Origin of the sequence: Flavobacterium denitrificans DSM 15936 (genome assembly GCF_000425445.1) — a bacterium.
Lineage (GTDB): Bacteria > Bacteroidota > Bacteroidia > Flavobacteriales > Flavobacteriaceae > Flavobacterium > Flavobacterium denitrificans.
Map to the genome: position 1 here is coordinate 107,914 of NZ_AUDL01000011.1, position 18,050 is coordinate 125,963.

At 33.7% G+C, this 18,050-nt stretch carries 21 protein-coding genes; 16 read left to right on the forward strand and 5 right to left on the reverse strand.

The window, feature by feature from the left end:
• Complete coding sequence (locus tag H600_RS0106485) at positions 1-594, reverse strand: hypothetical protein (RefSeq protein ID WP_026728020.1); 594 nt, start codon at positions 592-594, stop codon at positions 1-3.
• 147 nt (positions 595-741) lie between these two features.
• On the opposite strand from H600_RS0106485, the gene H600_RS0106490 reads away from it, so the two are divergent.
• The 12 genes from H600_RS0106490 (at position 742) to H600_RS23100 (ending at position 10,064) form a co-directional block, all read left to right on the forward strand.
• Positions 742-1,923: an outer membrane protein assembly factor gene (locus tag H600_RS0106490; RefSeq protein WP_245176543.1), complete on the forward strand. Its 1,182-nt coding sequence runs from the start codon at positions 742-744 to the stop codon at positions 1,921-1,923.
• Between the two features lie 30 nt (positions 1,924-1,953).
• Complete coding sequence (locus tag H600_RS0106495) at positions 1,954-3,117, forward strand: glycosyltransferase family 2 protein (RefSeq protein ID WP_026728022.1); 1,164 nt, start codon at positions 1,954-1,956, stop codon at positions 3,115-3,117.
• A gap of 84 nt (positions 3,118-3,201) precedes the next feature.
• Complete coding sequence (locus tag H600_RS0106500; RefSeq protein WP_026728023.1) at positions 3,202-4,548, forward strand: dihydrolipoamide acetyltransferase family protein; 1,347 nt, start codon at positions 3,202-3,204, stop codon at positions 4,546-4,548.
• Positions 4,549-4,763: 215 nt separating this feature from the next.
• The gene (locus H600_RS0106505; RefSeq protein WP_026728024.1) at positions 4,764-5,534 is read left to right on the forward strand and encodes a 3'-5' exonuclease; all 771 of its coding nucleotides are present in this window, start codon (positions 4,764-4,766) and stop codon (positions 5,532-5,534) included.
• A gap of 77 nt (positions 5,535-5,611) precedes the next feature.
• Entirely contained in the window at positions 5,612-6,223 is a 612-nt protein-coding gene (locus H600_RS0106510) for a fumarylacetoacetate hydrolase family protein (protein WP_026728025.1), read from the forward strand.
• Positions 6,223-6,567: an Hpt domain-containing protein gene (locus tag H600_RS0106515; protein WP_026728026.1), complete on the forward strand. Its 345-nt coding sequence runs from the start codon at positions 6,223-6,225 to the stop codon at positions 6,565-6,567. Before H600_RS0106510 ends, H600_RS0106515 begins: the two co-directional genes overlap by 1 nt.
• 184 nt (positions 6,568-6,751) lie before the next feature.
• Entirely contained in the window at positions 6,752-8,005 is a 1,254-nt protein-coding gene (locus H600_RS0106520) for a CinA family nicotinamide mononucleotide deamidase-related protein (RefSeq protein ID WP_026728027.1), read from the forward strand.
• A gap of 71 nt (positions 8,006-8,076) precedes the next feature.
• Positions 8,077-8,313: a 50S ribosomal protein L28 gene (gene rpmB / locus H600_RS0106525; protein WP_008468080.1), complete on the forward strand. Its 237-nt coding sequence runs from the start codon at positions 8,077-8,079 to the stop codon at positions 8,311-8,313.
• A gap of 27 nt (positions 8,314-8,340) precedes the next feature.
• On the forward strand, positions 8,341-8,523 hold the full coding sequence (rpmG, locus tag H600_RS0106530; RefSeq protein WP_008253902.1) for a 50S ribosomal protein L33: 183 nt from the start codon (positions 8,341-8,343) through the stop codon (positions 8,521-8,523).
• 74 nt (positions 8,524-8,597) lie between these two features.
• A complete protein-coding gene (locus tag H600_RS22685; protein WP_070261881.1) occupies positions 8,598-8,750 on the forward strand; it encodes a DUF4295 domain-containing protein in 153 nt (50 codons plus the stop codon).
• Positions 8,751-8,939: 189 nt separating this feature from the next.
• Positions 8,940-9,893 carry a signal recognition particle-docking protein FtsY gene (gene ftsY / locus H600_RS0106540; protein ID WP_026728028.1) on the forward strand — a complete coding sequence of 318 codons (954 nt, stop codon included), beginning with the start codon at positions 8,940-8,942 and terminating at the stop codon, positions 9,891-9,893.
• A gap of 6 nt (positions 9,894-9,899) precedes the next feature.
• On the forward strand, positions 9,900-10,064 hold the full coding sequence (locus tag H600_RS23100) for a hypothetical protein (protein WP_209320117.1): 165 nt from the start codon (positions 9,900-9,902) through the stop codon (positions 10,062-10,064).
• 73 nt (positions 10,065-10,137) lie between these two features.
• On the opposite strand, the gene H600_RS0106545 is transcribed toward H600_RS23100, so the two are convergent.
• Positions 10,138-11,202, reverse strand: coding sequence for a serine hydrolase domain-containing protein (locus H600_RS0106545; protein ID WP_026728029.1), 1,065 nt, complete (start codon positions 11,200-11,202; stop codon positions 10,138-10,140).
• A gap of 232 nt (positions 11,203-11,434) precedes the next feature.
• Between H600_RS0106545 and H600_RS0106550 the strand changes: the two genes are divergently transcribed.
• From H600_RS0106550 to H600_RS0106560, 3 genes are read left to right on the forward strand one after another with little or no spacing between them, the layout of a single operon-like run.
• On the forward strand, positions 11,435-11,875 hold the full coding sequence (locus tag H600_RS0106550; protein ID WP_026728030.1) for a hypothetical protein: 441 nt from the start codon (positions 11,435-11,437) through the stop codon (positions 11,873-11,875).
• On the forward strand, positions 11,856-12,152 hold the full coding sequence (locus H600_RS0106555; RefSeq protein ID WP_026728031.1) for a DciA family protein: 297 nt from the start codon (positions 11,856-11,858) through the stop codon (positions 12,150-12,152). The genes H600_RS0106550 and H600_RS0106555 overlap by 20 nt, the downstream gene beginning before the upstream one ends.
• 29 nt (positions 12,153-12,181) lie before the next feature.
• A complete protein-coding gene (locus H600_RS0106560) occupies positions 12,182-12,616 on the forward strand; it encodes a hypothetical protein (RefSeq protein ID WP_026728032.1) in 435 nt (144 codons plus the stop codon).
• 132 nt (positions 12,617-12,748) lie between these two features.
• On the opposite strand, the gene H600_RS0106565 is transcribed toward H600_RS0106560, so the two are convergent.
• The 3 genes from H600_RS0106565 to bshC form a co-directional block, all read right to left on the reverse strand.
• Complete coding sequence (locus H600_RS0106565; RefSeq protein WP_012026941.1) at positions 12,749-13,168, reverse strand: nucleoside-diphosphate kinase; 420 nt, start codon at positions 13,166-13,168, stop codon at positions 12,749-12,751.
• Between the two features lie 219 nt (positions 13,169-13,387).
• Positions 13,388-14,659, reverse strand: coding sequence for an acyltransferase family protein (locus tag H600_RS0106575; protein WP_026728033.1), 1,272 nt, complete (start codon positions 14,657-14,659; stop codon positions 13,388-13,390).
• Positions 14,660-14,866: 207 nt separating this feature from the next.
• On the reverse strand, positions 14,867-16,456 hold the full coding sequence (bshC, locus tag H600_RS0106580) for a bacillithiol biosynthesis cysteine-adding enzyme BshC (RefSeq protein ID WP_026728034.1): 1,590 nt from the start codon (positions 16,454-16,456) through the stop codon (positions 14,867-14,869).
• A gap of 274 nt (positions 16,457-16,730) precedes the next feature.
• Between bshC and H600_RS0106585 the strand changes: the two genes are divergently transcribed.
• Positions 16,731-18,008 carry an MFS transporter gene (locus H600_RS0106585; protein ID WP_026728035.1) on the forward strand — a complete coding sequence of 426 codons (1,278 nt, stop codon included), beginning with the start codon at positions 16,731-16,733 and terminating at the stop codon, positions 18,006-18,008.
• The last annotated feature ends 42 nt before the right edge of the window (positions 18,009-18,050 follow it).

Below are 18,050 nucleotides of genomic sequence, written 5' to 3' on the forward strand. Positions count from 1 at the left end.
TTAATTTTGAATTAGAACGGATTTGATTTCTAAAGTTGTACCAGCAACTGGTTTATAATTCACAAAATTGAATTTGCAAAGATTATGAATATTCAAAAGTCTTCCATTTGATAATCCATCTTGTCTGAAATTTGTCCACGGAATTTTTACGGTAATAAATTTTTTAGGAGATGGCTTCAAATCAACTCTTGGATGCGATCCGCCATGAAGGCAACCCGTTCCGTTTTCATTTCCTTCTCGCGCTTGAAGTTTTATCAAGTGAGAAGATTTATAGGTAATGCTTACAAATTTCGATTTCGATACATTTGTAGGTTTTCCGTCGTTTGAATCAGAAGGCGTAATCATTACATTCAATTCAATTTCTCCTTTCGGATTTTCATTTGCAGTAACTTTCACAATGTCATTTTCTAGTCTGACCTTATTTATTGTTTCTTGATTTTCAACTGCAGGCCCGGCAATGTACCAAGTAGAATTTTTGACAAGATTCAAAATAGATTCTTGTTTGTTTTCTTTTGGAGAAAAGCCAAAAAGAAAGCAACATGATACATATAGTAAGAGAAATAAATGAATCGAAACTTGCTTTTGATTTCGCATAAAAATGGATTGTTTCAAGATGAAATCAAAAATATCATTTTTTAAGATAATTAGTTCTTTTCTTAATTTTTATTATTTTCCAAAATCAACTTCTGTTCCGAATAAAATTTTAAATTTGTAAGAAGTTGTTTCAGAAAGCCTTATACGATGAAAAATACGAAATGTCTGATTGTCTTGTTTTTCTTTTTCTTGATGCCGTTTTGTTATTCGCAAACTGATTCAATCACGAATAATAAAAGAGATATTCTAGATGTTTTGTATAAACTTTTTCATAAAAATGATTCTGTAAGAACTGGAATGGACAAAAAGATTGCTTTTTCATTGTTGCCTGTTCCTATTAATGCTGATAAAAGTGGCGGATTAGTGGTTTCTTTTTTAACTTCTTTTTATTTGGGAGATGAAAAAACGACCAATATGTCTCAAATAACATTTTCGCCTTATTTCAGTTTTACCAATCAGTATGTTTTTCCCATCCAATCTTATATTTATACTAGAGATAATCATTGGAATTTTATCGGAGATTATCGTTTTATGATTTATCCTCAAGACACTTATGGTTTGGGAGGCAATAATACCGCCGATGAAATGTCAACACTTGATTATCAGCAATGGCGTTTTTATCAATTTGCAACACGAAAGATAGTTGGCAATTATAGGGCAGGACTTGGATTGTTGTATGACAATTACCAGAATATTTCTGAAGAATCATTTATAGATGGCGAAACGGATTATTACAAATATATGAACGGAGATTTTTCAAACGAAACTTCGTTTGGAGTTGCGTTTCAAGGGCTCTATGATTCCCGTGAAAACAACGTGAATCCGGAACAAGGAATGTATATCGAAGCCGATTATAGAATAAATACAAGTGGCGTTGAAGGGAAAAAATGGAATTCAATTTATATAGATGCGAGAAAATATCATTCTTTTAGCAAACAAAGGCACAAAGTTTTAGCCTATAGAGCCTTTTATTGGTCGACTTTTGGAGGAAAACCTCATTATTTAGACCTGCCGAGTATTGGTTGGGATCGTGACGGAAAAACTGGAAGGGGTTTTACCCGAAATAGATTCAGAAGTAATGCGCTTTTGTATTTTGAAGGAGAATACAGGATGGACATTTCTAAAAATGGATTTTGGGGCGCTGTGTTTTTTACTAATATTTCATCGGTTTCAAAGTTTGATACTTACGATTTCTCTAAATGGAATCCCGCAGTTGGTACGGGATTGCGCATTAAGTTTAATAAAAAAAACAACAGTAATTTAGTGTTGGATTATGGAATTAGTAAAAACGACTGGTCCTTACGGTTAGGTTTATCTGAAAATTTCTAACTTCCCCAAAAATAAATTTTCTGTTTTTTTATGCGGCTTTCGGTTATTATTTTAAATTACAATGTACGTTATTTTCTGGAACAGTGCGTTTTGAGCGTTCAAGAAGCTATTTCGGCAATAGATGCCGAAATCATTGTCGTTGATAATAATTCCTCTGATGATTCTTGTTTGATGATGCAAGAGCGATTTCCTTTCGTAAAATTGATTCAAAACAGAGAAAATTTTGGATTTCCAAAAGGTAATAATATTGGCGTTAAAGAGGCAAAAGGAAAATACATTTGTATTTTGAATCCAGATACAGTCGTTGCTGAAGATACTTTTACAAAAATTTTGGCTTTCGCTGAAGAACAACAGGATTTAGGAATAATAGGATGCAGACTAATTGACGGAAAAGGAAATTTTTTGCCCGAAAGCAAACGTGGAATCCCAACACCTTGGGTCGCTTTCACAAAAGTTTTAGGGTTGTATAAAATCTTTCCGAATTGGAAAATCTTCAATCAATATTATGCGCAGCATATAAATGAAAATAAAAACGGAAAAGTCGAAATTCTAGTTGGTGCATTCATGTTGATGAAACTAGAGCTATATAATAACTTGAATGGTTTTGATGAAAATTGTTTTATGTATGCTGATGATATTGATTTGTCGTATCGTGCGTTGCAAAAGCAAAAGTCAAATTATTATTTCGCTGAAACAACAGTTTTACATTATAAGGGAGAAAGCACTATAAAAGATGAGAGATACATGAAGCGTTTTCAAGAAGCAATGAATTTCTTTTATAACAAGCATTTCAAGAAATCTTTGTTTTTTAGTTCGTTTATTCAAATTGGGATTTGGTTTTTTTCTTTTGTAAAAATGTTTCAAGGAAAACCAAAGCGAAAACCGCTGCCTGAAAAGTATATTTTTTACTCTTCAAATAGTATTTTGTCTGAAAAATTACCATCAATTCTAAAAAATAAAGTTCAGTTTTTAGATTTCAAAAAAGAAAAAATGGTAAATTCGTGCCACGTTTTTAAGGGTAAAAGAGTTGAGATTATTTTAGACAATCAGTACGTTTCATTCGAAAAATGTATCAAAATCATAGAAACTCTTAAAGATAAGAATGTTACTTTTAAGATTTTCCCCAAAAAAGCAAATTTTATTATTGGAAGCAATTCGCGAAATGACAGGGGGCAAATTGTAAAAATTGAGTAAAAAATTATATTAAATGTAATTTATGTTTAAAAAATTCGGTAATTTCGCAATCTGAAAATCAAAATCACCCTTGAGGTTAACAATATGGCAAGATTTGAATTAAAACTTCCTAAAATGGGAGAAAGTGTCGCTGAAGCAACTATTACAAACTGGTTGAAAGAAGTTGGAGACAGAATTGAAGCTGATGAAGCTGTACTGGAAATTGCAACTGACAAAGTTGACAGCGAAGTGCCAAGCGAGGTATCAGGAGTTTTAGTTGAACAATTATTTGGTAAAGATGATTTGGTTCAAGTAGGACAGACTATTGCAATTATTGAAACAGAAGGTGATGCTCCAGCTGAAACAAAAGTTGAAGAAGCGGTAATTCCAGCAACTGCTGTAGAAATTGAAAAAACAATTGAAGCCGTTAAGGAAACAGTAAGCGCACCGCAGGATTTTGCTTCATCGGATAAATTCTTTTCACCATTGGTTAAAAATATTGCTAAAGAAGAAGGCATTTCTATCGCTGAGCTTGACAGTATTAAAGGTTCAGGAAAAGATGGTCGTGTAACAAAAGAAGATATTTTAAAATATATTGAAGATCGTAAATCTGGAGTGACGGCTCCTGTTGCCGCAGAGCCTGTGAAAGAAGTTGTTGAGCCAGTAAAAGTGGCTGAGCCAATAAAAGCTGTAGAACCTATGGTTCAAAAAAGTCATCAAGCGGTTCCCGTTTCTGTAAATGGAGGTGATGAAATCATTGAAATGGATAGAATGCGTAAACTGATTTCAGGTTACATGGTGGCTTCTGTACAGACTTCGGCTCACGTTCAGTCATTTATTGAGGTCGATGTGACGAACATTGTAAAATGGAGGGATAAAGTAAAAACGGCTTTTGAAAAAAGAGAAGGTGAGAAATTGACCTTTACGCCAATTATGATGGAAGCGGTTGCAAAAGCTTTGAAAGATTTTCCAGGAATGAATATTTCGGTTGATGGTGAATATATAATCAAAAAGAAAAATATTAACTTAGGAATGGCGGCGGCTTTGCCAAACGGAAACTTAATTGTTCCTGTAATTAAAAATGCAGATCAGTTAAATCTTGTTGGAATGGCAAAAGCGGTTAACGATTTAGGAAACCGTGCAAAAGCTGGAAAATTAAAACCAGATGATACACAAGGAGGAACTTATACGGTTACTAACGTAGGGACTTTTGGAAGTGTTTTTGGAACGCCAATTATCAATCAGCCTCAAGTTGGAATTCTAGCTCTTGGAGCGATTCGTAAAGTGCCAGCGGTTATCGAAACTCCAGAGGGTGACTTTATCGGAATCCGTCAAAAAATGTTCTTATCGCACTCTTACGATCATAGAGTTGTAGATGGGGCTTTAGGCGGAAGCTTCGTAAAAAGAGTAGCTGAATATTTAGAGGCTTTTGATGTCGATAGAGATTTCTAAGTGATTCACAAATAAATTTAGAACCCGGAAAATGAGATGATTTTCCGGGTTTTTTATTAACAAGAAAATTGGAGGTTAAAATTTCAAGACTATCATTTAATGCTCTTGATTAAAGTTAAAATCTAATAAAAGGCTTTTTTTTAGGCAAAAAAAATAAAGATAGGGGCGGAAAATTCGGCTTTAAAATTTACATTTGTAACCTTATAAAAATTAAAATGGAATTAAAACTAAACAAACCAATTTGCTTTTTTGATCTTGAAACAACAGGAATTGATATCGGTAAAGATCGTATCGTAGAAATTTCAATTTTCAAAGTTTTCCCAAATGGGAACAAGGAAAGTAAAACATGGTTGGTGAATCCTACAATTCCAATTCCTCCTCAAACAACCGCTGTGCATGGTATTACTGATGAAAAAGTAGCAAACGAACCTACTTTTGCAGAACTTGCACCTCATATTTATAATATGATAAAAGATAGTGATTTGGGAGGTTTTAACTCAGATCGATTTGATATTCCTTTGCTTGCTGAAGAGTTGCTTCGTGCAGGAGTGGATTTTGATATGAAAAACAAAGTTTCTGTAGATGTTCAGACTATTTTCCATAAAATGGAAGAGCGTACTTTGAGTGCTGCCTTGAAGTTTTATTGTGGAAAAACTTTGGATAATGCGCACTCAGCAGAAGCTGATACAATGGCGACTTATGAAATTTTAAAAGCGCAGCTGGATCGTTATCCTGAATTGGAAAATGATATGAAAGCATTGTCTGAGTTTACGACGCGCAAAAAAATCGCTGATTTTGCAGGAATGATTGCTTTTGATAAAGATGACGAGGAGATTTTTACTTTCGGAAAACACAAAGGAGCCAAAGTTGAAAAAATTCTTGAAACTGAACCAGGATACTTCAGTTGGATTCAAAATGCAGATTTTCCGTTGTACACCAAAAAAGTTTTGACAGCGATTAAATTAAGAAAATTAAATACAAAATAAGTTTCTAAGTTGCTAAGATTCTAAGATGCTAAATTCTTAGGGTCTTAGTGTCTTAGAATCTTAGCAACTTAAGAGAAATGAAGATTATTTGCATCGGTAGAAATTATACCAATCATATTGAGGAACTAAAAAACGAACGCCCAGACGAACCGGTTATTTTTATGAAGCCGGATTCGGCGGTTTTGTTGAAGCAGCATCCTTTTGTAATTCCAGAATTTTCTGAGGAGATTCATCACGAAATTGAGATAATTGTTAAAATAAACAAAGTAGGAAAGTACATCGAGCCTAAATTTGCGAATAAATATTATGACGAAATTAGCGTAGGTATCGATTTTACAGCCAGAGATTTGCAGGAAAAGCTAAAAGCAAAAGGGTTGCCTTGGGAAAAAGCAAAAGCATTTGATGGATCTGCTGTCATTGGAGATTTTTTGCCAAAAAGTGATTTCGTTTCTATGGAAAATCTTACTTTTGAATTGAAAAACAATTCTAATACAGTTCAAAAAGGCAATACAAGCTTGATGCTTTGGAAAATTGATGAGCTTATTGCTTATGTTTCGCAGTTTTTCACATTAAAAATTGGAGATATTATTTTTACAGGAACTCCTGCAGGTGTTGCGTCTGTAAAACCAAATGATGTTTTAGAAGGCTTTTTGGAAGATAAAAAATTATTCAGAATACAAGTAAAATAATGGCTTTAAAGTACAACCTTTCGAAAGTATATGCGCTTTCAGATAATGATCCGGAATTTGTAAACGAAATTCTTAAATTATTTGTCACTGAAGTTCCTGAAGATTTAAAGCAAATCAAGGAAGGAATCAAGAAAAAGGATCATAAATATGCCTACTCCTATGCGCACAAAATAAAGCCTACGCTAGATTTGATGGGCTTGAATGTAGCTTTTGAAGAAATTCTTCAAGTTGAAGCATGGACAAAGGCTGAAGGCAAAAAGAAAGATATTATTGAGACTTTTAAAAGTATTAGAGTACAAGTAAAAGAAGCAATAAAAGAAATCAAAAAAGACTTTGATCTTTAAAATCCTAATTTGACTTATTCCTTAGTCTGCTTATAGATAGGAATAAGTCAAGTTTTTTATTTTTTAAATTTTGTGAAAGTGGCTCTTGCTGCCGGCCCTTAAATACCTCCTCAAAAACAAAATTTACAATTCTATAATTTTTTGGCTTACTTGTATGTAAGAAATAATAAAGCATTTTAATGTTATGAAAGCAACTATTATAACCATAGGAGACGAAATATTAATAGGTCAGATTATTGATACGAATTCAGGTTTTATTGCAAAAGCGTTAGACCGAATTGGAGTGGAAGTTGTAGAGATGATCTCTATAAGCGATGATAAAAAACACATTCTGGATACATTTGCTCAGCTTCAAAATAAAGTTGATATTGTAATTGTAACCGGAGGTCTAGGTCCGACAAAAGATGATGTCACTAAAAAAACATTCTGTGAATATTTTGATGATGAGTTAGTTGTGAATCCAGAAGTTCTGGCGCATGTAACGCAATTGATAGAGGGTTTTTACAAAAGGCCAATTTCGCAATTAAATAAAGATCAGGCGTTGGTTCCTTCGACTTGTACGGTTTTGCATAACCAAGTAGGCACTGCGCCAGGAATGTGGATGAAGAAAGAAAATACTGTTTTTGTTTCGCTTCCGGGAGTTCCGTATGAAATGAAATATTTAGTTGAAGAAGAAATAATTCCAAAAATAGTTCGTGAATACAAACGTCCTTATATTATCCATAAAACTATTTTGACTTACGGACAAGGCGAAAGTTTGGTTGCAGAACGTATTGAGAATTGGGAAAACAATTTGCCGGAATTTATCAAACTGGCTTATTTGCCAAATCCAGGAAGAGTTCGTTTGCGTATGACTGCCCGAGGAACTGATAAAGAAGAATTGGAAAAAGCGATTGAAGACAATGTCAAGTCTTTAGATGCTATAATTCATGATATAATAGTGGGCTACGAAGAAAATGAAACAATCGAAACCGTAATTGCAAAGTTTCTGACAAAGCAAAACAAAACAATTTCGACTGCGGAAAGTTGTACAGGAGGGAAAATTGCTTCGCTTTTGTCTTCCGTGCAAGGGGCGTCTAAATATTTTAAAGGAAGTGTTGTTTCGTATGCGACAGAAGCAAAGGTCAATATTCTTGGGGTTTCGCAAGATTTGATTGATGAATATTCGGTGGTAAGTGCTCAAGTTGCATCGGCTATGGCTTTGAATGTGAAAGAGATGCTTAAAACTGACTACGCAATTGCGACAACAGGTAATGCTGGACCTTCAAAAGGTGACTCTGATGCTGAAATCGGCAGTGTTTTTATTGCATTAGCAACGCCAAATGAAGTGATTGTTGAAGAATTTAACTTTGGACAACCGCGTGAAAAAGTGATAGATAGAGCTTCTATTAAGAGTTTGGAAATATTACAGAAAGAAATTTTAAAAATTGTGCAATAATTTTTTGCTACAATGGTTTATTTTTCTTTTCTTTGCACCCTGATTTTGAATAACGATAAAAGATAAGTATAATGTCAAGAGTTTGTGACCTTACAGGTAAAAGAGCGATGGTAGGAAATAACGTTTCTCACGCTATGAACAAAACTAAGAGAAAGTTTTCTGTAAACTTAGTTAAAAAGCGTTTTTATCTTCCAGAAGAAGATAGATGGATTACTCTTAGAGTAGCAGCATCTACGATAAAAACAATTAATAAAAATGGAATCACTGCAGTTTTGAAAAAAGCGCAGTCAGAAGGGTTTATCAAATAATCTTTTCCTAAATAAATATATAGCAAGATGGCAAAGAAAGGTAATAGAATCCAAGTAATTTTAGAATGTACTGAGCACAAGACTTCTGGTGTTCCAGGAACTTCTAGATATATTACAACTAAGAACAAAAAAAATACTCCAGACAGATTAGAGATTAAAAAATTTAATCCAATCTTAAAAAGAGTAACTGTTCACAAAGAAATTAAGTAATAATTAGAGATTTTTATAAATCTCAAATGGTTTGGCCATTCGAGTTTTATGAAAAGTTCAATAACATTTGAATCATGGCAAAGAAAACCGTAGCATCGTTACAAACAGCTTCTAAGAGATTGTCAAAAGCCATCAAAATGGTAAAATCTCCTAAAACTGGTGCATATACATTCGTAGAATCTATTATGGCTCCTGAAGAAGTTGATGAATTCTTGAAAAAGAAATAATTACAATTACATTATATAGAAAAGCTACTTTCTTACAGGAAGTAGCTTTTTTATTACCTATATTTGTCTAAAAATCTAAAGAATCGCAACAATTGCTCTTTTTTTGAAAAACAATTACGCTTTCTTTAATGAATTGGGTTTCTTGCCTGAAAATCGAGAAATCTAGCAAAACTAAATAAACTACAAAAAATGAGTTTTTTTAAAAAATTATTCTCTACCGAAAAAAAAGAGACTTTAGACAAAGGTCTTGAAAAAACTAAAACTACTTTTTTCTCGAAGTTAAGCAAAGCTGTTGCTGGAAAATCTAAAGTCGATGATGATGTTTTAGATAATCTGGAAGAAGTTCTTGTAGCATCAGACGTTGGTGTAAACACTACTTTGAAAATCATTGAAAGAATTGAAAAGCGTGTCGCTGAAGATAAATATCTTGGAACTGATGAGTTGAATCAGATTCTTCGTGATGAAATAGGTGCTTTATTAGCTGAAACTAATACAGGCGAAGCAACAGAATTTGAAGTTCCGAAGGATAAAAAGCCTTATGTTTTAATGGTTGTCGGCGTAAACGGAGTTGGGAAAACGACAACAATTGGAAAATTAGCTTATCAATTCAAAAAAGCTGGCCATAAAGTGGTTTTAGGTGCAGCTGATACTTTTCGTGCCGCGGCAATTGACCAATTGCAAGTTTGGGCTGATAGAGTTCAAGTGCCAATTGTAAGGCAACAAATGGGAAGCGATCCAGCTTCTGTAGCATTTGATACTTTGCAATCTGCAGTTGCTCAAGATGCTGATGTTGTAATTATTGATACTGCCGGACGTCTGCATAATAAGATTAATTTAATGAACGAGTTGACTAAAGTAAAACGCGTAATGCAAAAGGTAGTTGCCGATGCTCCTCACGATGTATTATTGGTTTTAGATGGTTCAACTGGACAAAATGCTTTTGAACAGGCCAAACAATTTACTGCTGCGACAGAAGTAACATCATTAGCAGTTACTAAATTAGACGGAACAGCAAAAGGCGGTGTTGTAATTGGTATTTCAGACCAGTTTAAAATTCCGGTAAAATATATTGGTGTTGGTGAAGGAATTGAAGATTTGCAGGTCTTTAATAAATATGAATTTGTTGACAGTTTCTTTAAATAATATACAATGAAAAATATATCAGCTCTAACTTTTTATTTTGCTAGTGTAATATCTTTTGTTTTGGCAAATGTTTTAAAGGATAAGAATCTCTCGGTATATTATATTTTACTGGTTTTGGGAATTGTCTTATTCTTTTTAGGAGTTCTTAAAAGAATAAAAACTAACCGCTAGTTTTTCTATCTTAAAATAGTTGAGCTTTTAAATAAAAGTGTTTTTTAATGGCTTTTATTTAAAAGCTCTTTTTTTATTGATATAATGCGTTGATTTTTTTCCAAAGCGTTTTGTCGAAATCAGATAAGGCTAGATTTTCGCTGTCTGCAGCATCTCCCATTCTGATTACGACCATTTTTTTGCTCGGAATCACATAGATTTTTTGATCGTTTTTTCCTAAAGCCATAAACATGTCATTTGGAGCTGTTGGAATGACGCTTCCTTGAAAAGTGAGTTGTGATTGTGGTAAATGGTAGGAAGCTTTTCCGTTTAGCCACCATAAATAACCATAACCTAAATTTATGTTTTGTGAGGTTGTTGTGGCTTCATTAAAATAAGCTTCGTTCAAGATGGTGTTGTTTTCCCATTTCCCTTTATTTAGCATTAATAACCCGAAACGTGCCATGCTTCTTGTGGTGCTTGCATAAACGCTGTTTGCGCCTAGTTGAACCCAATTGCCATTCATTCCGATTTTGTCTCTTAGTTTGCTGTTGAAATAGGTTTCCCATTTTTGTCCGCTTGCCTTTTCTACAACATCCTGCAGTTTCACATAAACATTATGATAGGCCCAGCGTGTGCCCGCATCGGCTTTGTAGATTAAATTGGCTGGCTCAACATCATCGGCGCTGTCGTCTAAGCCAGATGTCATTGTCAATAAATGTTTGCAGGTAATGAGATCTTCTTTTGCTAAAGTTTCGCTTGTCCAGCCTGTGCCAAGATATTTTGAAACTTTGTCATTTATATGTAATAAATTTTCTTGTTGCGCAATTCCTGTTACGGTTGAAGTTAGTGTTTTTCCTGCGCTTGCCCAATACCAAGGTGTTGTTGCTGTATGTCTGTTGAAATAATTTTCTAATACAATTCGGCCGTTTACTAAAATTATAAAGGATTTAGAGTTCTTAAGTTCTAAATAATCTAAAAGAGGCTGAACGGCATTTTGATTCCATTTTAAATCAGCTATTGATTTCGTTTCCCAAGTTGTTCCGGTTAATGGTGGAAAATACATGTTTTCTGTTGGAGCAGTATCTGGCTCTGTTGTGTCTTTGCTGCATGCGCTGAACGATAAGAGTATCAGGGTGATGCAGATAAATTGTTTCATGGTTTTTTGGTTTAGGTTTGGGGTTTGACCAAAAATATGCAAAATAGTTTAATGGGTTTTTCAATTTTTTATTTCTTTTGAAATTTATAAGTTTAACTTTGTATCTCGCTAAATTTTCTTTTGAAAACGGGAGCCCTAGCCCTGATGGAAGCGGCATCCTTTTGTGCCGGGGTTCGGCGCAAAAGATATAGCGGACAGCAGGATCAGCTTCTTATTAATATTATAAATTATTATGAAAAACACTTTTATGATTTTGGTTTTATCACTTTTGATGATAAGCTGTAAACAGGAGATAAAGCCTGCAGATATTGCGAAACTGAATGGATATTGGGAAATTGAAAAAGTGGTTTTTGATAAAGGGGAAGAGAAGGCGTACGGAATGAATGAAAACTTTGATTTTTTTAAAATTACGGGTACGAAAGGAACGAGGACAAAAGTTATGGCACAGCTTGATGGGACTTTTTTGACTACAAATACGTATGAAAATTTTTCGGTTAGGTTTACAAATAATGGAACTTTTTTGGATTACAAAACAGATTATGCGAAGTGGAGTGAGGAGTTGATTTCGATTTCAGACAAAGAGTTTGTGGTGAAAAATGACCAGAACAAAGAGTATCATTATAAAAAAGCAGAACCAGTTAATATTTTGAACGATGGCAAAAAGACTAAATAACGAAAGTACGATTGGTGCTGTTTTGAAGCAGATTATTCAGACGAACAAGCTTCAGTCTGGAATGGATGAAATTGATGTTCGTGACGCCTGGAAACAGCTGATGGGAAGCGGCGTAAACACATACACGAGAAATGTTGTCTTGAAAGGAAGTACGCTTTATGTTGAATTAGGTTCGGCTGTTTTGAGAGAAGAACTGAGCCATGGAAAGTCGAAAATCGTTAAAATGATTAATGAGGAACTTGGACGAGACGTCGTGAAAGATGTTGTTTTGAGATAGACTTTTTTTTGATTAATGACAGTTTAATTATGATGATGGTAAAATCGAAATTTAAAATTTTTCCAATTGTTCTAATTTCATATTTAAGTGCTTTGCCGCTTTTGCTAATAATTGTATGCCTTGTTTCGCCAAAGCTAAATGTGATTTTGGCTACTTTGGTTGTATTGTCTATTGTAGTTGTTTTCTGGATGACAATTTTGAAAAGTAGATCACACAGTGTAGAAATGAGTAAAGATGATATTTCTGTGAAACGTTACTTTGGATTAGGTGAATTGGTTGTTTATAAATATAGTAAGTTAGATGGTTTTGTAACTGTAATGGAATCTGCAAAGGGTAGTGTTTATGAAACTATTTTTTTTCTGCAAAATGGAAAGCGAGTAGGATGCATCTCTAGTTTTTATCATAAAAATTTTGAGAACCTAAAGTTGAGATTAAAAGAGAATTTAGTTGATTTAGGAGAGTAAAGCAATTTTAAATAAGAGAAGTTTAGAATTGTTTTGAGATGATCAATAAAAAAATGCTGTTTGGTTTACAAACAGCATTTTTTTATGAATGGCAATCACTAAAAACTGTGACTGCGACTGAAAACTATTTTATTAAAATTGCTCTCTTCCTGCAAAGTGGAATGCACTTTCGATAGCAGCGTTTTCGTCGCTGTCAGATCCGTGAACTGCATTTTCTCCGATAGAAGTTGCGTATGCTTTACGAATAGTTCCTTCAGCAGCTTCAGCTGGGTTTGTAGCTCCAATTAAAGTTCTGAAATCTTCTACTGCGTTGTCTTTTTCTAAAATTGCAGCAACAATCGGCCCGCGAGACATGAATTCAACTAATTCTCCGTAGAAAGGTCTTTCTGCGTGAACTGCGTAAAATGCTTTTGCATCAGCTACAGTTAATTGAGTTAATTTTAATGAAACGATTTTGAAACCTCCATTAGTAATCATTGCTAAGATATTCCCGATGTGTCCGTTTGCAACAGCATCTGGTTTAATCATTGTAAAAGTTCTATTTGTTGCCATTTTATTGTGCTTTTTAAATTTTGTGCAAAAGTAGACTTTTTTTGTGAATTGATTTTAATAAATTCATAATTAAAACACTGTGGAATGCTATTTTGAATAAGAAAAGCTTTTTTTAAACCATATAAGTGATATGAGTTCATTTAATTAGGGATGTGGCATATCCGTTGCAAACTATACGCAGTTCTAAAATGAACTTATATCACTTATATGGTGAAATCTTTAAACTTTGAATATTAATTTGTTTTTGTAGAAAATCCATAAGATAAAAGTCCAGATGCAAACATAAACCAACGCGCCAGCAAGTGAAGCTGTCATTGGATTGCTGAAAAATGGCGCGATCCAGAAACCGTACAAATAATTCAACAAATTGATTTTTTCTGAAGGATTATGTGGATTTTGAAATTCTATCATTACTAAAGCCTGTGGAATAATCTGTGAAGTAAAGAATACAATCATTGGGTTTACGCCCCAAATTAAAAATGGTTTGAATCCTTTTTTGTAATCTTTGATGTCGATTATTAAATAGAGAACAGTCAAAAATCCAGTTGCGAGTCCAGTTGTATATAAAACGTAACTGCTCGTCCAAATTGATTTGTTGATTGGAAAAACAGTGTCCCACATCAAGCCGAAAAAGATAAGTACCGTTGCTGTTATTCCCATTTTTTGGGCCTTTTGAATTTTAGTCACATCAAAAAGCAAAAGCTTTCCAATTAGTAATCCAATAATTCCGTTTACAATTGATGGGATTGTGCTTAAAATTCCCTCAGGATCCCAAGTTACAGTGCCACTATACATGTGCCCTTTTAATAAAACGCCGTCTAACCATGCAGAGAGATTTGTTCCTTTGTCAAGATTGGCGCTTCCAATTCCAGGAACCGGTAGTAAGGTTATTATTGCCCAATATCCTAACAATAAAACTGCTCCAGTAATAATTTGAGTTTTCTGAGACGTTTTCAAATACAGAAGTGAAACGACAAAGTAAACAACAGCAATTCTTTGCAAAACTCCCGGAAGCCTGACATCGTGATAAGCTTCAATTCCGCTGTAAGCTAAAAACAAATAAATAAACAGAATAGAAAATGCTAGAATGTTTTTGATTTTTGAACTAAAATTTCCCATTAATGCGTAACCCACAGCAATTGTAATTGCCAAACGCCCAATTAAAAGCGGAATTCCTTCAAGTCCGAATAATTGGATTTTTCCGAAAAAGTTGAAGAAAATCCCTAAACAGAGCATTCGTAAAGAACGAACAAGGATTTTGTTGAAAGTGGTGCCGTCATAAAATTTATCCGGCATTGCAAGCGGAACAGCGACTCCCATGATAAATACAAAAAATGGAAAAACTAAATCGGTCGGCGTGCAGCCATTCCATTCGGCATGGAGCAGTGGCGGATAAACATGGCCCCAGTCTCCAGGATTGTTGACGATTGTCATTAATAAAATTGTGAGTCCGCGAAAGACATCTAGCGAAATTAAGCGTTCTTTTACCATTGGTTTTGGGTAAATAGGTTAGTTAATAATTTTAAAAATCGCTATTTGGTTTGGAGAATAATAATTTTGAGAGGATAGGTGGTTATTTGGTTTCTCAGAACTATTACTTTATTTTTTTAGCCACTAATTGCACAAATTTCCACTAATTGTTTTTACTTTTTGCAATCAAAAATTAGTGCTAATTTGTGCAATTAGTGGCTAACTATTTTAAATGGTTATGATGTTAAAATTCATTTCTAAAGGTTTCAGTTTTTGGATTAAAAGAGGAATCAACTGATCGCCTTTTTCTAGATAAAATTCTGAAAAATTGCTTTGACGTTCCTGTAAGCTATTGTTTGGGAAGAGTTCGCATTGCAAGTCGGTTACGCGCTGTAATTGATCGCTTAACTTTCTTTTTTGTGCTTTTAATAATCGCTTTTCTAGATTCTCTAAACCTTTTGTCTGTTTTACTTCCTGTGCCTTTACAGCTCCAGAAAATGATTTGTCAGTCTGATTGGCTAAGTTATAAAGATATTCAAATTGTGTTTTCAGTGCTTCTTTTTGAGGTGTTAAATCAATTGGAAAAGCAGAAATTTTATGTGTAATCGTATTTACTAAATTTTCTTGTTTTGTGAATAAGTCTTTCCAGCTTAAATTTAAATTGTCGGCTTTTTTAGCTTGTTTTTCGGTTGCCAAAAGCACTGAATTACGAACTAAAAGTATTGGGAAAGTAATGTTTACAGCATCAAAAAAAGATTTCAATTCCAGCCAATATGCAATTTCTCCGCCTCCGCCAATGTAGCATAAATTGGGAAGAATAATTTCCTGGTACAGTGGACGCATGATTACATTTGGACTAAATTTCTCTGGATTGCTTTCTAATAATTGGAATATTTCATTTTTTGAAAAAGCTATTTTGGTATTGTTTACATGGTACTTGTCGTTCTCGAAAATGATCCTTTCACGCAAATCATTTTCAATATAAAATAAATTGATTTCGCGTGGATTTACCTGAACGGTGTAATCTTTTAGTGATTCAATCGTTTTTTGGACCGCTTTGTATGAAGTGTTTTTTTCTAATTCTTCTTTAACAAACGGAATAAAAGCTTGTTTCAAAGTGGCATCATCAGCATCAATAATAACTAATCCATAATTTGAAAATAAGCTGTCAGCCAAAAAGCGTGTTGCGTCAGCTAGGTTGTCATGCTTTAAATAAGCGTCTTCAAAAAGCTTTTTTAAGGTATTTGCATTGGTATTCGAACCTAATTCTAAGGAATAAATTTCGAAAAATTCAGCTAAACCTTCAGTTGAAAGTCGGCCGACAGGACCAGTGCTTTCTTTATTCCATCTGAATTTTTTTCCTTTAAAATTAAAATAATTTATTTCTTCAAAATCATGATCTTCAGTCGCCATCCAATAAATCGGAACAAAATTATTTGAAGGATATTTTGACTTTAATTCTTTAGTCAAATTAATTGTAGAAATGATTTTGTACAAGAAATATAAAGGCCCGCTAAATAAATTTAACTGATGTCCAGTTGTAATTGTAAAAGTGTTTTCGAGAGCTAAAAGCTCAATATTTTGTTTTGTTGAATCTGAAATCTCAATATTTTGATATTGTTTTTTTAAGGTTTCAACCAATGGGATTCGGTTCTTATTATCAAAATTGGATTGTTTTTTCTGGATTTGTTTTTCGAAATTTTCCAAAGTTGGAAAATTGTTATATAAAGATTGCAGTGCTGGTTTTTGATCTAAATAATCTTGTATCAAGGCAGAGAAATATCCTGAAGTTTGATAGCTGATACAGTCGGTAGGCATAATTTTAGATTTATTTTTGATAGCTGTAAATTTAATGAAAATATACAGTTAAAAATGTTTTTAACGATAGCTTATGATTTGATTTTTTGTTAATGAATATTAAAGTTCATAAAATCAAGTTTTTAATTTTAGTTGAAATGAAAAATCTGTAAAATGTAAAACACATGAAATTTGTTAAAAAGCAATTGTTGTTTTAAAACTATTTTGGTTTAATATGAATTATTAATAATGAAACTATATTTTTGTAATCAAAAAAAAGTTAGATCTATTTTACATGAAAAATAACCCAAATCAAAAGAACTCATTAAAACACGTTCTTTTTGGAAGCCTTATAGGTACCACAATTGAATTTTTTGATTTTTATATTTATGCCAATGCTGCAGTATTGGTTTTTCCTCAATTATTTTTTCCAAGTGCAAATTCAACAATGGCAACTTTGGAATCTTTAGCAACTTTTTCAATAGCATTTTTGTCGCGTCCATTAGGATCTGCTTTTTTTGGGCATTATGGGGATAAAATTGGACGTAAATTTACTTTGGTTGCGGCATTATTGACCATGGGGATTTCTACAGTCGCAATTGGATTTTTGCCGAGTTATGCTAGTATTGGTGTTGCTGCGCCTTTATTATTAATGCTTTGCCGATTTGGCCAAGGAGTTGGATTAGGCGGAGAATGGGGCGGAGCCGTTTTGCTTGCGATCGAGAATGCACCTCCACATAAACGAGCTTGGTACGGAATGTTTCCGCAACTAGGCGCGCCAATTGGTTTGTTGCTTTCTGGCGGAACTTTTTTGTTATTGACAGATTCTATGAGTAATGAGGATTTTATGAATTATGGCTGGAGAATTCCGTTTATTGCAAGTGCGCTTTTAGTTGTAGTAGGTTTTTATATCCGAACAAAAATTACGGAAACACCTTCTTTTGAAACTGCTAAAATAGAACAAGAAGAAGTGAAAGTACCTTTCCTTGAATTGGTTAAATCCTATAAGAATCAATTGGTTTTCGGAACTTTTGCCGCAATTACGACTTTTTTGGTTTTTTATTTAATGACCGTTTTTACGCTAAGTTGGGCAACATCAGATTTGGGAATTGTTAAAAGAGATGGATTGTTGATACAATTGTTCTCAGTATTATTTTTTGCGCTTTTTATTCCGGTTTCGGCTGTAGTGGCTGATAAAATTGGGCGCCGTAAAATGCTTATTTTGGCTACAGCGGCGATTGCAGTTTTTGGTTCTTTCTTTTCATTCTTTTTAAGTACAGGGAATATCACATTAGTGACCACTTTTGCTTGTATCGGAATGGCTTTAATGGGATTTACTTATGGTCCGCTGGGAACTTTTTTATCGGAGTTATTTCCAACAAATGTTCGTTATTCTGGCGCCTCTTTGACTTTTAATTTGGCAGGAATTCTAGGTGCGGCTTTTGCGCCAATGATTGCTATTTGGCTGGCATCTACTTATAATGTAAGTTATGTAGGTTTGTATTTAACTGCGGCGGCTTGTATTTCTTTATTTTCGTTTTTGGTAATAAGTAAAGACGAGCATAAATTTTAAAATAGAAAAAGATTTAAAATATATTAGCGTCCGCAGGTAAAC

Bases quoted from the DNA above. Each gene is read 5' to 3' on its own strand.
- ftsY (WP_026728028.1), top strand. From the start codon at position 8,940: ATGAGTTTTTTTAAAAAATTATTCTCTACCGAAAAAAAAGAGACTTTA.
- H600_RS22685 (WP_070261881.1), top strand. From the start codon at position 8,598: ATGGCAAAGAAAACCGTAGCATCGTTACAAACAGCTTCTAAGAGATTG.
- H600_RS0106500 (WP_026728023.1), top strand. From the start codon at position 3,202: ATGGCAAGATTTGAATTAAAACTTCCTAAAATGGGAGAAAGTGTCGCT.
- H600_RS0106585 (WP_026728035.1), top strand. From the start codon at position 16,731: ATGAAAAATAACCCAAATCAAAAGAACTCATTAAAACACGTTCTTTTT.
- rpmB (WP_008468080.1), top strand. From the start codon at position 8,077: ATGTCAAGAGTTTGTGACCTTACAGGTAAAAGAGCGATGGTAGGAAAT.
- H600_RS0106495 (WP_026728022.1), top strand. From the start codon at position 1,954: ATGCGGCTTTCGGTTATTATTTTAAATTACAATGTACGTTATTTTCTG.
- H600_RS0106515 (WP_026728026.1), top strand. From the start codon at position 6,223: ATGGCTTTAAAGTACAACCTTTCGAAAGTATATGCGCTTTCAGATAAT.
- H600_RS0106505 (WP_026728024.1), top strand. From the start codon at position 4,764: ATGGAATTAAAACTAAACAAACCAATTTGCTTTTTTGATCTTGAAACA.
- H600_RS0106575 (WP_026728033.1), bottom strand. From the start codon at position 14,659: ATGGTAAAAGAACGCTTAATTTCGCTAGATGTCTTTCGCGGACTCACA.
- H600_RS0106490 (WP_245176543.1), top strand. From the start codon at position 742: ATGAAAAATACGAAATGTCTGATTGTCTTGTTTTTCTTTTTCTTGATG.
- H600_RS0106560 (WP_026728032.1), top strand. From the start codon at position 12,182: ATGATGATGGTAAAATCGAAATTTAAAATTTTTCCAATTGTTCTAATT.
- H600_RS0106565 (WP_012026941.1), bottom strand. From the start codon at position 13,168: ATGGCAACAAATAGAACTTTTACAATGATTAAACCAGATGCTGTTGCA.
- H600_RS0106545 (WP_026728029.1), bottom strand. From the start codon at position 11,202: ATGAAACAATTTATCTGCATCACCCTGATACTCTTATCGTTCAGCGCA.
- H600_RS0106550 (WP_026728030.1), top strand. From the start codon at position 11,435: ATGAAAAACACTTTTATGATTTTGGTTTTATCACTTTTGATGATAAGC.
- H600_RS0106510 (WP_026728025.1), top strand. From the start codon at position 5,612: ATGAAGATTATTTGCATCGGTAGAAATTATACCAATCATATTGAGGAA.
- H600_RS0106555 (WP_026728031.1), top strand. From the start codon at position 11,856: ATGGCAAAAAGACTAAATAACGAAAGTACGATTGGTGCTGTTTTGAAG.
- H600_RS0106520 (WP_026728027.1), top strand. From the start codon at position 6,752: ATGAAAGCAACTATTATAACCATAGGAGACGAAATATTAATAGGTCAG.
- H600_RS23100 (WP_209320117.1), top strand. From the start codon at position 9,900: ATGAAAAATATATCAGCTCTAACTTTTTATTTTGCTAGTGTAATATCT.
- rpmG (WP_008253902.1), top strand. From the start codon at position 8,341: ATGGCAAAGAAAGGTAATAGAATCCAAGTAATTTTAGAATGTACTGAG.
- bshC (WP_026728034.1), bottom strand. From the start codon at position 16,456: ATGCCTACCGACTGTATCAGCTATCAAACTTCAGGATATTTCTCTGCC.
- H600_RS0106485 (WP_026728020.1), bottom strand. From the start codon at position 594: ATGCGAAATCAAAAGCAAGTTTCGATTCATTTATTTCTCTTACTATAT.